Here is a 14,592-nt window from a genome sequence, read left to right as displayed (position 1 = left end):
GTGGAGACATCATGCGTAAAGCAAACCGAGAAATTAAAGACGAACAGCTCATGCGCCAGACCCTGGAAACGGCTGACACCTGCCGCCTGGCCCTGAATACCGGCGGCGCTCCCTATATCGTTCCGCTCAGTTATGGTTATACCCTGGAGGAAGGCAGTCTAACCTTCTATTTTCACTGCGCCGGCGAGGGACAAAAGCTTGAGCTCATGGACGCTGATAACCGCGCCGGGTTTGAGGTGGACTGCGGACAGAAGCTGGTGACTGGGCCAAAAGCCTGCCACTATTCCACTCAGTTTATGAGCGTTGTGGGATGGGGGCTTCTGGAAAGGCTGACGGACCCTGCGGCTAAAAAGACTGCCCTAAGCCATTTGATGCGCCACTACAGCGGGCGTGACGACTGGGACTTTGATGAGAAAGTTTTGAACCACACCACCGTTTTACGACTGACGGTTCGTGAATTTACCGGCAAGGCCAATCGAAAGGAGCGCGTATGAATCTTTTTAGCAGTGACTATTGCGAAGGGGCACATCCGAGAATTATGGAGGCCCTGGCCCGTACCAATTTTGAGCAGACCGAGGGCTATGAGGAAGATCCTTATTGTGACAATGCGCGCGCGTTAATCAGAAAAGCGATTGACTGCCCGGCCTGTGATATTTATTTTCTATCTGGCGGTACTCAGACCAACATGACTTTTATTGCCCACGCGTTAAAACCGTGGCAGGCTGTGATCGCAGCTGAAACCGGCCATATCTGCACCCATGAGACCGGGGCCATCGAGGCAACCGGCCATAAGATTATCGCCATGCCAGCAGAGGACGGCAAGCTGACCCCGCAGCTGATCCAGGCCGCGGTAGATGCCCATACCGATCATCATATGGTCGCGCCCAAAATGGTCTATCTGTCAGATTCCACAGAGATCGGTACGATTTATACAAAGGCTGAGCTGTCTGCCATCCGGAGGGTGTGCGACAGGAACAGCCTGTACCTTTATATGGATGGCGCGCGCCTTGCATCCGCCCTCACAGCGCCGGGCAATGATCTGTCCTTCACAGATTTTCCAGAGCTCTGCGATGCGTTTTATATCGGAGGCACAAAATGCGGCGCTCTGTTCGGTGAGGCACTGGTACTTGTCAATCCGGCGCTGGCAGAGGATTTTAATTTTACGCTGAAGCAGCGCGGCGGACTTTTTGCCAAAGGACGTATTCTCGGCATCCAGTTCGGGGAGCTCTTTAAAGATAATCTTTATCTGGAGCTTGGCGCACACGCCAACGCACTGGCAGCCCGGCTGAAGTCCGCCTTTGAGGATAAGGGCTTTCCCTTCCTGGTGGACTCCCCCAGCAACCAGATCTTCCCGATTCTGCCCAACGAGCTGATCACCGCGCTGAGGGAAAAAACTGCTTTCAGAGATCAGGAAGTCATTGACGAGGGACATACAGCCGTGCGGTTTGTAACCTCCTGGGCCATGACCGACGCCATGGTGGACGCGTTTATAGAGGATTTAAACAGGCTGTGCCATGAATAAACAGCAGCTGGTATTCAGGGTATTCCTTCTGGCCACTGGTGTTGCCGCACTTGTGATCCGCCTTTCCACCCTGGTGGTGGATACCGCGTTGTCCATTGATTTTACAGGCTTTCAGGTTTTTGCTCTTGTGAGCTTTGCCCTGTACGCGGCCTTTGCGGTCATCACCCTGGTTCTGTCCTTTTTATCACTGAAAAAGACAAGCGGCTCAGCCGTTCCGGGCCAGGTCCTGTATATCGCCTGTCTGTTTGTGCTGCTGGGTGTTGTTTTAAATCTGCCCGCCTTTTTTAAAGCCGCCGCCCTAGATTTCTCCAGCGCTTCTCCGGCCTTTGTGGCGGTCAATTCTCCATTTCTATTCAATTACGGGAAGGGCTTTGGCAGCATCGCCATCGGGGATTTCACCAATTACTTTTTAGGCCTTGCCGTTACAGTCAGTATGGTCATGGGGATTATCGCGCTGGTTCTGCTGGTGCGCTCTGTCAGAGAAGGGCGCGGCACAGCGGTTCCGTTCACCCGTTATTCCAGACAGGACAGAACAAAAGATTACCGCAGGCCGCGCGCAACCGCTAAACGCGTAAGCTCCGCAAGACAGGTGGATATCTTTGAGCGCAGCAATGATTTCTTTTCGCATCATACTGAGGACGATATCTTTTAACCTAAATTCCTGTATTCTAAGCTAAGGGCATTGCTAAGTCAATGCCTTTTCTTTATAATAAGATTAAATGAATCCTGAAAGGAGTCTTTTATATGAAACTGACCGTACTTGTTGACAATCACACCAGCATTGATCACTATTACCTTGGAGAGCCAGGGCTGTGCTACTATATTGAGGATGAGGACTCGCGCTTTCTTCTGGATACGGGTTATTCGGATATTTACATCGAAAACGCCAGGCGTCTCGGCATTGATCTGTCCAATCTTGACATGATTGTCCTCTCCCACGGCCATAACGACCATACCGGGGGGCTTCCGGCCTATTTTGAACACTTTCACAACCCTGGGCTTAAGATCATCGCCCATCCCGGGGCATTGTCAGAAAAACAGTTTGACGGTGAGAATATCGGAATAACCCTGTCAGAGATGACACTGATTGAAAACAGCCAGCTGATTTTGACAAAAGCCCCCTATAAGGTCAGCCCAAATTTTACTTTTTTAGGTGAAATCCCACAGCTTACGGACTTTGAACCGCGAAAAGCCATCGGCACCACCAGCGGAGGGGGCCGCGGGGATGCATCCGATTTCCTGTTTGATGATTCCGCGCTGGTCTATACCACGCCTGAGGGGATATACATTGTGACAGGCTGCTCACACTCCGGGATCTGCAATATTGTGGAGCACGCCAAGAGTGTTACAGGCGACAGCCGGGTACTTGGTATCATCGGCGGCTTTCATTTGTTTAAGTTGGGAGAACAGGTCGACCGGACGATCCAGTATTTTAAAGACAACCATATCGAAAGCCTGCTTCCCTGCCACTGCACCTCCTTCCGGGTAAGAGCGGCCATCCATCAGGCGGTCCCCCTTAAGCGGGAGGTTGGTGTCGGACTGACCCTGGAGTGGTAAGGCCATGGACGACAAGGTTCGCTGGACTGTCAGCCAGAAAATTCTGCTGGCCCTTACGCTGATCTGCTTTTTCGGTTTCATCATTTATCTGGTTGTATGCTGGAACCAGATTCCGGAACGGCTGGTTTCAAAATACAATGCCGGGGGCGAGGTGGTCCGCTACAGTAAGAAAGCCTTTACGCTGGTACCCATGATGATGATTGAGAGCATCCTGTTTGTGATCATCACCATCATCAGTTTTTTTCCAGCGGCGGTGGCAAATACAAACGCCACAAAGTATATCCAGGATGATATGAATATCTATAAAAAGTCAGCCCTGGAGCGCATACGCCTGCTGACACGTACCATTATCCTCATCTCGGATCTGCTCTTTGTCAATCTGTTTAACACGATCTTTCTGTCCATGATTTATTCGGGCGGTGTTCTGGTACAGCACAGAGTGACACTTTATAGTATCATTGGCTTCACAGTTTTGTTTGCCGCGTCCATCCTTTTTTATTATTTCCGGCTGCGGCAGATTATGAAAGGACATTCACGCTGAACATGAAAAAATATACAACGCTTCTTTTTGACGCTGACGGCACTCTGATGGATTTTAAAAAGACAGAAGCCCAGGCATTGGATCAGACTTTCAGAAAATACGGCGTTCATCCGACAAAAGAGATTCTGGACCTTTACGCGGATATCAACCACGGCCTCTGGAAAGATTTTGAGCATGGGCTGATCGACAAGGATACACTGGTCACCAGCCGTTTCCGGCTTTTGTTTCTTGAGCTTGGGCTGGATATTGACGGAATGGCCTTTGAGTCCGATTATCAGCCAGCCCTGGGGCGGGGCGCTTTTCTCATTGACGGCGCCTATGAGCTCTGCAGGGCTTTAAAGCCGGATTTCAGGCTTTATATTGTCACAAACGGTGTCTCGAGCACCCAGTACAGCCGTCTTTCGGCATCGGGGCTTGACAGGCTCATGGACGATGTCTTTGTCTCCGAGGACGCCGGCGCACAAAAGCCCCAGAAAGACTTTTTCGACTATATCGCCGCCCGTATTCCAGGCTACAACCCCGGTGAGGCGCTGGTCATCGGGGACTCCCTGACCTCTGATATCCAGGGCGGCATAAACGCCGGCATTGATACCTGCTGGTACAACCCTGGCAGAGAGCGCAATCCCCTTGATATTTGTGCTGATTATGAAATACATACCCTGGAAGAGCTCCCGGCTCTGCTGGAAGGCTAAAACCGGATTTTAAAAATGACCGCAAGTAAAATCAAGCGGAAGCTGCGCTCTTTCTTTATAATAAAGAAAGAGCAGTCGAAACGAGGTGGACAGGTAGATGTACGAATGGCTAAAGCATATTCAGACAATCGTTGACGAAATTGACAAATGCATAAAAAACTATAATGATGAAGCACTGACACTGCGCTTTCTTTCTCACAAGCTGGGTTACTCCGAGTTTTATACAACGCGGAAGTTTAAAGAAATATCCGGTATGCCTTTCAGGGATTATCTGAGGCATAGAAAGCTGGCCTTTGCGCTTAAGGAGGTTCGTGACAGTGAGAAAAGCCTTTTGGATATTGCTTTCGATTATGGCTTTTCATCCCATGAGGCATTTACCAGGGCTTTTAAGAAAACCTATGGCGTGACGCCAAGTGAATACCGGAAAAATCCTAAGCCCGTTGTTCTCCGTACAAAAATAAATCCTTTTGACCGCTACTTTTTAGGATTTGGAGAGATTGGCATGATAAAATCCACAGAAGATATTAAAATCTATTTTGTAACCATCCCCGCACATAAATTTTTGCATATTAAGAACTATGAGAGCAACGGCTATTGGGATTTCTGGCAGAAGCAGAGCCTTATCCCAGGGCAGGACTGCGAAACAGTCTGCGGCCTCCTCGACAGTATCAAAGGCAAACTGGATGATGACGGCGGGAGCGAAACGAACAGCGGTAACGGCCAGATTATGGCATACATCAATGATCCGGAAGGAAGACTCTGCGATTGGGGGTTTCCCCGCACGGAATGCTACGGTGTACGGCTTCCCATTGACTATCAAGGCGAGGTTCCAGCCCAAATGCTCATGATGGATGTCCCTGAGGCAGAGTATCTTGTTTTTGAGCATGGCCCTTTTAATTATGAGCAGGAAAACCGCACAGTAGAGGAAAAGATTGAAAAAGCAATGGCAGATTTTGATTTTACAGATACTGGCTACTGCTTTGACACTTCCCCGGGAAGAATTATCTATTTATATTTTAATCCTGAGCAGTTTTGTAAATATGTCCGGCCCGTACGGCGGTAAACGGGCAGATATAAAAACGCCGGTACCCCATAAACAGGGCACCGGCGTTTGTTTCACTTTAGTTCTGCTGGTTTTTTAAGCTGTCCTTGATGGCGTTCATGATATCTGCGCTCATAATATTGCCGAAAACAGCGTTGACTGCGTTCGTATCAAGGTTGACCATCCATTTGCCGTTTTCCTTTACGACCGGGAGTTCGAGCTCAGTGGTCGTCGTTTTTCCCTTGGCTTCCTTTACCAGGTTTAGAAACCGGTCTTCAGAAGGCTCCTCGCCGATCAGTTTGTTGATTATCTGGGAGAGGTCCCTGTTGGTGACCTGTACCTTAACGGTTGCTTCATCCCCTTTCGTCTGACTGTCGAGGATCTTATAAGAAAAGTCCTCGGTCAGATTGGTAAGAAGCGCCTGAGATTCAGGGTCCTGCGCATCGGTGAGCAGCTGATTATCATTTGAAGTCAAGCCGCTCAGCGCCCCAAATTCGCTGCCAAGGCTTATCTTGACATTTTCATTGAGGGTTTTCGCATCCTTATCCTTAAAAGCGTCAAATACGATTTTTACAGTCCCTTCCGGTGTCGATGGGTCTGCGGTTACCTCCATACCGGCTGCATCGTTTGGCTGGGTGGTATTGTTCTTCTTTACGCAGGCTGTCAGCGAGAAAACCATAAACGCCGCGATGGCAAGGGTTAAAATTCTTTTTGCTTTCATATTATTTACTCCTCCTTATCATTTTTCTCTATTCTACCAGAATTTTCCTGAAAAAACTTAAAATTTCAGATTTCTTCAGAATTCTTTAGAAATTGTTATAAAAAAAGAGCCCGAAGGCCCTTTTTTAATAATCTTTCAATTCTGTGTTGATGTTTTGAGTGATATCTTCGCCGAACCATTTCTGAGACAGCTCAGCTAATTTACCGTTATCTCTCAGCTTCTGAAGAGTTTCTTCAATTTTCTGGGCAAATTCAGTGTCATTCTTACGCATGGTGATACCGATTGGCTCATTGGACAGGGTTTCAGAAGTAATGCTGTAAACATCTGGTTTTTTGCTGGTATAGAACTGTCCGACCGGTTTATCTGTTAAGATATAGTCGATGGTCTTTCCTTCCAGTGCTGTGAAAGCATCCAGCATCGCATCAAATTTGCTGAGGTTCATGTCTGTGCCGCTTTCGATCATTTTTTCTGCGGCGTAATCAGAGGTGGTTTCAATCTGAACGCCTACTTTTTTGCCTTTTAAATCATCAGCGGTTTTTGCCGGTGTACCGTCATTTCTGGATACAATGACAATCCCATTGGCGGTATAAGGTGAAGACATGTTAAAAGTTTTCTGACGTTCTTCTGTAATACTGGTCCCTGCGATAATCATTTCATACTGGTTTGAGGTCAAGCCATTGAAAATACCGTCGAATCCGGTATCGACCCATTCTGCTTTAACGCCAAGCTCTTCTGCGATGGCGTTACCCATATCAATATCAAAACCAACCATTTCATTGTTTTCATCCCGGTATTCAAAGGGAACATAGGTTGCGTTGGTACCGATTTTCAGTACACCGTCTGCCAGCGGATCTTCTGCTGTTTTACCGCCGCAGCCAGCCAGAGTCAGGGAAGCTACGAGCATCAGCGCAACAGAAACGCCGACTAGTTTTTTCTTCATTTTCATTTCTCTCCTCCTAATGATTTTAAACTCAAGTCTTATTATACAGCATTATGTATAATAATTCAAGCATTTAAGCAGTTGGCGGATTCAAATGAATAAAAGTGCATTGATTATACGATTGTATACAATATTTGTATTTACCGGATATTTATGCCTGCGCCAGCGCCTTTAAAGCCTTGGACAGCTGATCCGGGCAGGATGTGGTTTTATAGCCGCAGGTGATGCCGCTGAGTTTTGGAATAACATCCTCCACCCTCTGCCCTTCGACCAGCGCTGAAATTCCTTTGGCGTTGCCGTTGCAGCCGCCCATAAACTCAAGATTCTTTATGATGCCGTCCTCTACATCAAAGCTGATGGAACGGGAGCAAACGCCCTGTGTTGTATATTCGTATCGCATGATAATCTCCTTTTTTATATAAAAAATTCCAGAGATAACCTTACCATAAATTATTTTTTTTGACAAGCGCTTAAGTCCAAAAGAGAGTGCAAAAAATAACTAGAACCGATCTGCTTTTTTACTTCTGGCAAATCGGCTCTAGCGTTCAATCTCGGTTAGCATGTCTTTCGGACTCACTCCCTTCAATTGATTTTCAAATCTCAAAATCTTCTTCTGTTGTTAAGTAAACACCATCCCAACCTTATTCCCTATTCAATTGTAATATTCTACTCGTATTTTTCAGTGTGTCCTGTGTCTATCTTTTATTATTTATCTTTGTGAGACGCCTTACTCAACAACTTTCACATTTAAGTCTCGATACGCTATAAATGTAATACTCATTGTCCTTCAGATTTGTCTTCACACTCTTTAAGGTTACCTACTAAATTACTTTCGATTATCTGTTTCAATTCTTCACTCAACCGAAACATTAACGATAATTTGTGTTAAATAATTATGATCAAAATATATGATTAACGTGCCTTACTGTTTTATAATAAATTATTGTTTCCGAGTAAGCCACTGTTGCTCTTTATAGTTTAATCCTTGGTCGTTGGGACTTATTTACTTTTCAATGACCTTCCAAATCTGTCATTTTCAACTTCTGTTGATCTTGATCTTTGATTTGTCTATATTATAATACGATTACATGGAAATGTAAAGGTTTTTCTTGTAACTAATTTGTAAAATTTAAGAAATGTTTAATTTATACGAAATCCTGTGAACCTGTGTAAAGACCATATTTCAGATCACCCTTGTCAGACGATCCGTGACAAACTTAGTACAGACGAAAGTTATTAAAAAATCCTAAAGTGTCCAAACCTTCAAAAAAATCGAAAACGCCCAAAGCTATTTGCAAAAATAGTCTTGGGCGTTTTCGATCATTCGGATTAGTTTTTCTTGCACTTGCAGCTTGCGAGGATAGCTTCCTCATTTCTGGATTCTCTGGATTCCTGAAGTGGGTTATGGTAGCCTGCGCCAGGTGCCTTGTCCACTGCATTTTCATCCAATAACGGATTGGCGTACATTTCAGCCTTTACCTCGTCTTCGGCTTTTTTGTCAGCTGGGGCTTCCGGAGCTGGGGCGTTTGGGTCGTTCTTCTTGCACTTGCAGCTTGCGAGAATGGCTTCCTCATTTCTGGATTCTCTGGATTCCTGAAGCGGGTTATGGTAGCCTGCGCCAGGCGCCTTGTCCACTGCGTTTTCGTCCAATAACGGATTGGCGTACATTTCAGCCTTTACTTCGTCTTCGGCTTTTTTGTCAGCTGGGGCTTCTGGAGCTGGGGCGTTTGGGTCGTTCTTCTTGCACTTGCAGCTCGCGAGAATGGCTTCCTCATTTCTGGATTCTCTGGATTCCTGAAGCGGATTATGGTAGCCTGCGCCAGGCGCCTTGTCCACTGCGTTTTCGTCCAATAACGGGTTTGCATACAATTTTTCTTCCTGTGATCTCATTTCTCTTACTCCTTCAACTTTTTAAATTTTACGGTAATAGTCTTACTGATTTATCCGTAACTTTTTTTGTTACTGTTTATACTGTAATTATATTTGTTACATATAGATTTGTCAAGTACTTTTTTAAATTATTTTAAATATTTTCTAAAAAAAATGAAAATAAAAAAAGCCCCGCCAGCTTCTCATGGAAAACAGGTTCGGCTTCAAAAAATGACTAAGACCAGTTTTACTTCGTTTCGGTGTTTCTGTAAAACCGGTCTTAGCGTTCAGATTCAGTTAGCATGTCTTTTGGACTCACTCCTTTCGAATCTTTAAACCAAATATCAAATGCTTCATTCAGTATCTTTATATCTTTTTGAATAGTTCCTCAACTTGTGATCCTTACAGTCCTTTACTGGGTTACACGTTCAAAATCCTTTTTGATATGGAACACGTTTATGTAATATCACCTACTCCATGGATTCTTCGACGCTTAAGTCTCTATATGCTATAAGTCGTGTACTCCTCCAGCTTTAGGCTATGCCCCTATCTGATTTTCTACTTATGTACTTTTCAAGCCAGCAAGTGATACCATTAGATTGTTGTTATCCTTGGGTTTATTAAATTCTGAAATTCCATTCGACCATTAACATCTTACTACGATTATTGACTTATTGCATCAACATCTTATTCTGGATATTTTTGGTTTTCCTTTTTTTCATACTTCTAATAAAAATCTTTTGGGGTTTACTTTTTCTAGGTGTTGATACAGCCTATCTTCAATAATCACCTTATTGATTTTCATTACCAAAGCTGAGCTTCTATTCACTTGTTAAAGACCTTTCAAAGATTACTGATGTTTCTTTGATCTTTGATTTGTCTATATTATACCACGATTTCAATCTCTGTAAACGGTTTTTTCGTAAACAAAGCGTAACAATTTTGTAAACGTACACATTAAAGTGTTGAACTACTGCGGAACCCTCTGTTTTAAAGGGCTCCGCAGTGCATTGCGTTTCTTAAGTGTTTTCGTAAGCGCTGTCAGGATTTAAGGTTCAGCTCTTCTCGGATCATAACAATGGTCGGGTCTATGATAAAACAGGGCTTTACGGCCTGGTTGACTGTCTGCAGAACCAGCTCGGGCTTGACACTCTGTTGCTCAATGTATTTGAGCCTGAGCGCCAGTACGGCAGTCCCATCCTGTACGGAAAGAACCCGGATATCCTGAATAAAGGGACGGATATTTTTAGGCACCAGCTTTCCCTTCTTATTTCTTTTTTCAAGAATCACCTCATCCAGAGACTGGTAGACGCTTAATGCCTCGTTCAGGGACGCTGCGTCTATCCTGGGTTCCAGCGCGACCTCGATCCGGTAACGGCTGTCTGTAAGAGACGCGCTCAGAGAGGCTTTCCCCTGGGGGATTCTTCTGGCCTCTACCACCTTCAGCCCTTCTGGCAGAGAGGCGTTCAGCCTTTTGGTAAACTCAGTCAGGTCGATGTCGCGGGTCAGCACCACATCGCCGTACTCACTGTCGCTCATGAGCCCCACAGACATGGCCAGTGCAAAGGACAGTTTGGGATGCGGGTTAAAGCCGTTTGAATGGGCAATATTCAGCCCTGCCCGGCGAAATGCCCGCTGAAACAGGCGCTGCTGATCTAAATGTGAGATAAAACGCAGCTCCTCGCCGCGGGTAAATTTAAACCGTATAGTGCTCATGGCATTTCCATCCTTTACTGAATTGCATGACGCCGCAGCTGCTGCAGCCCTCGCGGCAATAAGGCGTCAGAGCCTCTTTTGTTGATTTTTCCCATTCTTTTTGCAGGAATTCCTTTGTCACGCCGATATCAATGAAATCCCAGGGCAGCAGCTCGTCAAAGCTGCGGCTCCGCAGGGCATAGAAATCCGGATCGACGCCGGCCTCCTCAAAAACAGAAAGCCATTTCTGATGATCGTAATGCTCCTGCCAGCCGTCAAATTTACAGCCGGCCTCGTGGGCCTTGAGCAGTACTCTGCCCAAACGGCGGTCACCTCTGGCGAACACGGCTTCCAGATAGCTCAGAGAGCCCTCATGCCAGTTGTAGGAGATTTTGCGGTCTTTGATCAGAGATTTTAACAGCTTCTGTTTTTCGATGAACTGACCGCCGGTATTTTGTCCAAACCACTGGAAGGGTGTAAAAGGCTTGGGCACAAAACAGGAGGTGCTCAGCACAATTTTTACCGCTTTATTGCGGCTTTCTCTCGGCACGGCATAGTATTCATCCAGAACCTTTTGCCCCAGATCGGCGATGCCGGCAATGTCGGTCTCGGTTTCGGTGGGCAGACCGATCATAAAATAAAGCTTGATATGGCCCCAGCCGCGTTCAAAGGCGGTGCGCACAGTGCTTAGAAGGTTCTCCTCGGTCACCCCTTTATTGATGACGTCACGCATGCGCTGGGTGCCGGCCTCCGGCGCGAGGGTGATGCCGGTTTTCCGGATTTTCTGAATCTGCTCCAGCATATCAATGCTCAGGGAGTCAATGCGCAGTGACGGCAGCGATACGCCGATGCACTGGTCCTCGTAGTCAAAAACCAGATCCTCGATAAGTGTCTCGATTTTTGAATAGTCGCCGGAGCTCAAAGAAGCCAGAGAGATCTCCTCGTAACCGGTTGATCTGAGAAGCGCCTTGATGCCCTCCTCGATGGTATTCAGGCTTTTCTCGCGGATCGGACGGTAGATCATTCCCGCCTGGCAGAAACGGCAGCCCCGGCCGCAGCCTCTGAAAATCTCATAGCTCACCCGGTCATGGACGGTTTCGGTGTAGGGCACGACATATGCTTCGGGATAATAGGCGTTATCAAGGTCTTTTATAAAACGCTTGCGGACCTTGACGGGCGCTTCCCCGATAGTGGGGGTAAAAGCCTTTAGGGTGCCGTCCTCATGATAAGCCGCCTCGTAAAAAGCCGGAACATAGACGCCCTCGATGGCCGCGGCTTTTTTCAGGTAGTCTTCCCTTGTGCCGCCCTCTGCTTTAAAGCTCCGGTATGCGTCCATAAGCTCCAGAATGGACTCCTCAGCCTCGCCGATGACAAAAATATCCACAAAATCGGCCAGTGGTTCGGGATTGTAGGCGCAGGGGCCCCCCGCCATAATGAAGGGCGTCTCTTCGCCGCGGTCCTCTGAAAGCAGAGGGATGCCGCCCAGCTCCAGCATATTGATGAGGTTGGTGTAACTCATCTCATACTGGAGGGTAAAGCCCACAAAGTCAAATTCTGAAATGGGGTCCATGGATTCCAGCGCGTAAAGCGGGATTTCCCGGCTGCGCATCTGCTCTTCCATATCCACCCAGGGCGCAAAGACCCGCTCACACCAGATATCCTCTTCGTCGTTGAGCAGGCTGTACAGTATTTTCATGCCCAGGTGGGACATGCCCACCTCATAGGTGTCGGGGAAAGCAAAGGCGTACCGGATCGTGGTATCCTTCAGGTCCTTATGCACTGCTCCCACCTCATTGCCCTGGTAGGTGATGGGCTTTGTGACCAGGGGCAGCACCTTTTTATTGATCAACTCTTTATCGTATTGCATTGTATCCTCTTTGTATTTTATTTCGTTAGCCTTCCTATCTTACAATAACCAGGCACAAAAGTCAAAAGGGATTCTGAAAAAGAGCACGGCGCAAAAATGTGCCGTGCTCCTGGCTCGGTTTATGGTTCGACAATATTGAAAAAATACTCAAAGGTCACCATGTGCTCCGTCAGCTTTTTGAGGATATCCTGGTCTCCCTCGATTTTAATAGCATTTTTCTGCTGGTCTTCGTCCTTGTTTAAAATCGCGAACATGGCAACTCTGGGCAGAGTCAGCGTCGCGTCGGCGTCATCTGCCTGAACGCCTTTCTGGTAGAGGAGCACGCCAGAATCCACACACAGCAGATAAGGGTCGGTGTCGGTAAAGTTCAGATTGATTTTCAGGTTGAGATTCTGCGCCGCGTTGGAATCTGTTAAAATTCCCATGTAGTCCATCATCATTTCCGGTGTCATGGATTTTTTAAGGTCGGCGCTGCTGTTGGCCTTGAAAGCCGCGTCTGTCGTGGTTCCCTCTCTCAGTTCTCTGGCGCCGGACAGGTAGGCGTTGCGCCAGGTGCCGGATTCTGCCTGGTAGCCGAGCTGTTCAAGGGCGTCGGCGCACAGGAAGCGCGCGTCTTTGTTATCCGGGTCGGCAAAGACCAGTACGTTGGTAATTTCGGCTACCCACTGGTACTCGCCTCTGTCAAAATCGGCTTTGGCTTTTTTCAGCACTTCGTTGGTGTCGCCCATATATTCCACATATTTTTTGGCGCTGTCGCTTGGCGTGAGCGGGTTCAGATTTACCGGGTTGGCGTCATACCAGCCCATATATTTCTGATAAACAGCCTTGGCGTTGTGGGCAACTGTGCCATAATACTGGCGTGTGTACCAGTTCTTTTCCAGGCTTTCCGGCAGGGTGATCATGTTGGAAATCTCGTCGGAGGTGTAGCCCTGATTAATGTACATGAGGGTCTGGTCATTGATGAATTTATACATGGCCGCTGTATTTTTCAGATAGCTGCTGATAACGTCATTGCCCCAGTGCGGCCAGTTATGAGACTGAAAAACGACCTCGGCGTCTTTTCCGTAACGGGTCAGGGCTTCCATGATGTATTCGGCCCAGGCATTGCCGTCGCGTATCTGCGCCCCGCGCAGCGTATAGAGGTTATGCAGGGTTCCTGTGCAGTTTTCAGCGATCCAGAGCGCTTTTTTATCTGCGAACCAGGTGTTCATCTCAACAGGGGCCTCTGTACCCGGCGTCAGCTGGAATTCCATGGTCACGCCGTCAATGGTCCGGGTTTCACCGGTCTGTTTAATGGTATCATTTGGAGAAATATAGGAGACTGTCCCAGTGGACTGCCCCATTCCGATGCCGATGGAAAGGGAACCCGTGGCGCTTTTATCCAGAAAAGTGCCGTACTGGTAGCCCGCGCGTCGTCCCATGGCGTTTCCCGCGTAGACATTTTCGCTGACTGCGTGTTCCTCAAAACCCTCGGGCACAATGATGGGAATGGCCCGGGAGATGACCTCCTCCTCGCTGATGATCCCCTTGATGCCGCCATAATGGTCCACATGGGGGTGGCTCATAACCACCGCAGTTACTGGCCTTTCGCCCAGGCTTTCATTGACCAGCTGCATGGCGGCAGCGGAGCACTCTGTGCTCATGAGCGGGTCAAAGACAATCCATCCGGTGTTGCCGCGGATAAAGGTGATATTGGTCATATCGTAGCCCCGAACCTGATAAATGCCGTCCGTTACCTCGAACAGGCCGTACAAATGATTGAGCTGGGTATTTCGCCACAGGCTCGGGTTGACCGTATCCGGCGCCTCTGCGTTCTCGACAAAGGCATAAGCCTTCTGACTCCAGACCACCTTGCCATTTTCGTCCTTGAGTTCCAGTGTCTCGGGTGCGGCGATAAGTCCTTTTTCCGCAAAGGTTTTCTCCTGCTCGTCGGAGAAATCCAGCGCAGTACAGACCGTCTCATTTTTATCGGCGGTGGCTTTGCCTGCCTCCTTGACGGTGGCGTCAAGATTGACGCCTGACCTTCCGCCAGCACAGGACGACAGCGCAAACAACGCGGCCGCAAGGCCCATGGATAAAAGCAATTGTGACTTTTTCATTTTGAAGCCTCCTTTTTTCTATATTTTATCTGCTTTTTTATCGGTTG

At 47.6% G+C, this 14,592-nt stretch carries 14 protein-coding genes; 7 read left to right on the top strand and 7 right to left on the bottom strand.

Features of this window, described 5'->3' with window-relative positions:
- Positions 1-11: 11 nt before the first annotated feature.
- The 7 genes from DW091_RS08230 to DW091_RS08200 all read left to right on the top strand — a co-directional run bounded on the left by DW091_RS08230 (position 12) and on the right by DW091_RS08200 (position 5,375).
- Positions 12-494 carry a pyridoxamine 5'-phosphate oxidase family protein gene (locus tag DW091_RS08230; protein WP_058694622.1) on the top strand — a complete coding sequence of 161 codons (483 nt, stop codon included), beginning with the start codon at positions 12-14 and terminating at the stop codon, positions 492-494.
- Positions 491-1,522: a low specificity L-threonine aldolase gene (locus tag DW091_RS08225; RefSeq protein ID WP_118517917.1), complete on the top strand. Its 1,032-nt coding sequence runs from the start codon at positions 491-493 to the stop codon at positions 1,520-1,522. Before DW091_RS08230 ends, DW091_RS08225 begins: the two co-directional genes overlap by 4 nt.
- A complete protein-coding gene (locus DW091_RS08220; RefSeq protein WP_118517916.1) occupies positions 1,515-2,174 on the top strand; it encodes a hypothetical protein in 660 nt (219 codons plus the stop codon). The genes DW091_RS08225 and DW091_RS08220 overlap by 8 nt, the downstream gene beginning before the upstream one ends.
- 92 nt (positions 2,175-2,266) lie before the next feature.
- A complete protein-coding gene (locus tag DW091_RS08215; protein WP_118517915.1) occupies positions 2,267-3,079 on the top strand; it encodes an MBL fold metallo-hydrolase in 813 nt (270 codons plus the stop codon).
- A 4-nt stretch (positions 3,080-3,083) separates the two neighbouring features.
- Entirely contained in the window at positions 3,084-3,620 is a 537-nt protein-coding gene (locus tag DW091_RS08210) for a DUF1648 domain-containing protein (RefSeq protein ID WP_058694626.1), read from the top strand.
- Between the two features lie 2 nt (positions 3,621-3,622).
- Positions 3,623-4,312 (top strand): YjjG family noncanonical pyrimidine nucleotidase, encoded by a 690-nt coding sequence (locus tag DW091_RS08205; protein WP_058694627.1) that lies wholly within the window; start codon positions 3,623-3,625, stop codon positions 4,310-4,312.
- Positions 4,313-4,409: 97 nt separating this feature from the next.
- The gene (locus tag DW091_RS08200; protein ID WP_096919888.1) at positions 4,410-5,375 is read left to right on the top strand and encodes a helix-turn-helix transcriptional regulator; all 966 of its coding nucleotides are present in this window, start codon (positions 4,410-4,412) and stop codon (positions 5,373-5,375) included.
- 58 nt (positions 5,376-5,433) lie between these two features.
- Here DW091_RS08200 and DW091_RS08195 read toward each other — a convergent pair whose 3' ends face one another.
- The 7 genes from DW091_RS08195 to DW091_RS08165 all read right to left on the bottom strand — a co-directional run bounded on the left by DW091_RS08195 (position 5,434) and on the right by DW091_RS08165 (position 14,545).
- A complete protein-coding gene (locus tag DW091_RS08195; RefSeq protein ID WP_074616876.1) occupies positions 5,434-6,075 on the bottom strand; it encodes a hypothetical protein in 642 nt (213 codons plus the stop codon).
- A gap of 124 nt (positions 6,076-6,199) precedes the next feature.
- Positions 6,200-7,021 carry a basic amino acid ABC transporter substrate-binding protein gene (locus DW091_RS08190; protein WP_074616877.1) on the bottom strand — a complete coding sequence of 274 codons (822 nt, stop codon included), beginning with the start codon at positions 7,019-7,021 and terminating at the stop codon, positions 6,200-6,202.
- Between the two features lie 145 nt (positions 7,022-7,166).
- On the bottom strand, positions 7,167-7,415 hold the full coding sequence (locus tag DW091_RS08185) for a TIGR03905 family TSCPD domain-containing protein (RefSeq protein ID WP_058694630.1): 249 nt from the start codon (positions 7,413-7,415) through the stop codon (positions 7,167-7,169).
- 929 nt (positions 7,416-8,344) lie between these two features.
- Positions 8,345-8,905, bottom strand: a complete 561-nt coding sequence (locus DW091_RS08180; protein ID WP_118517914.1) for a hypothetical protein — start codon at positions 8,903-8,905, stop codon at positions 8,345-8,347.
- A gap of 1,020 nt (positions 8,906-9,925) precedes the next feature.
- Entirely contained in the window at positions 9,926-10,600 is a 675-nt protein-coding gene (locus DW091_RS08175) for a TIGR03936 family radical SAM-associated protein (protein WP_058694632.1), read from the bottom strand.
- A complete protein-coding gene (locus tag DW091_RS08170) occupies positions 10,581-12,446 on the bottom strand; it encodes a TIGR03960 family B12-binding radical SAM protein (RefSeq protein ID WP_118517913.1) in 1,866 nt (621 codons plus the stop codon). Before DW091_RS08170 ends, DW091_RS08175 begins: the two co-directional genes overlap by 20 nt.
- A 119-nt stretch (positions 12,447-12,565) precedes the next feature.
- Positions 12,566-14,545: an alkyl sulfatase dimerization domain-containing protein gene (locus tag DW091_RS08165; RefSeq protein WP_118517912.1), complete on the bottom strand. Its 1,980-nt coding sequence runs from the start codon at positions 14,543-14,545 to the stop codon at positions 12,566-12,568.
- Positions 14,546-14,592: the final 47 nt, after the last annotated feature.

The organism is Eubacterium sp. AM05-23 (assembly GCF_003477535.1).
Lineage (GTDB): Bacteria > Bacillota > Clostridia > Eubacteriales > Eubacteriaceae > Eubacterium > Eubacterium maltosivorans.
This window is presented reverse-complemented; position numbering and strand designations above follow the sequence as displayed.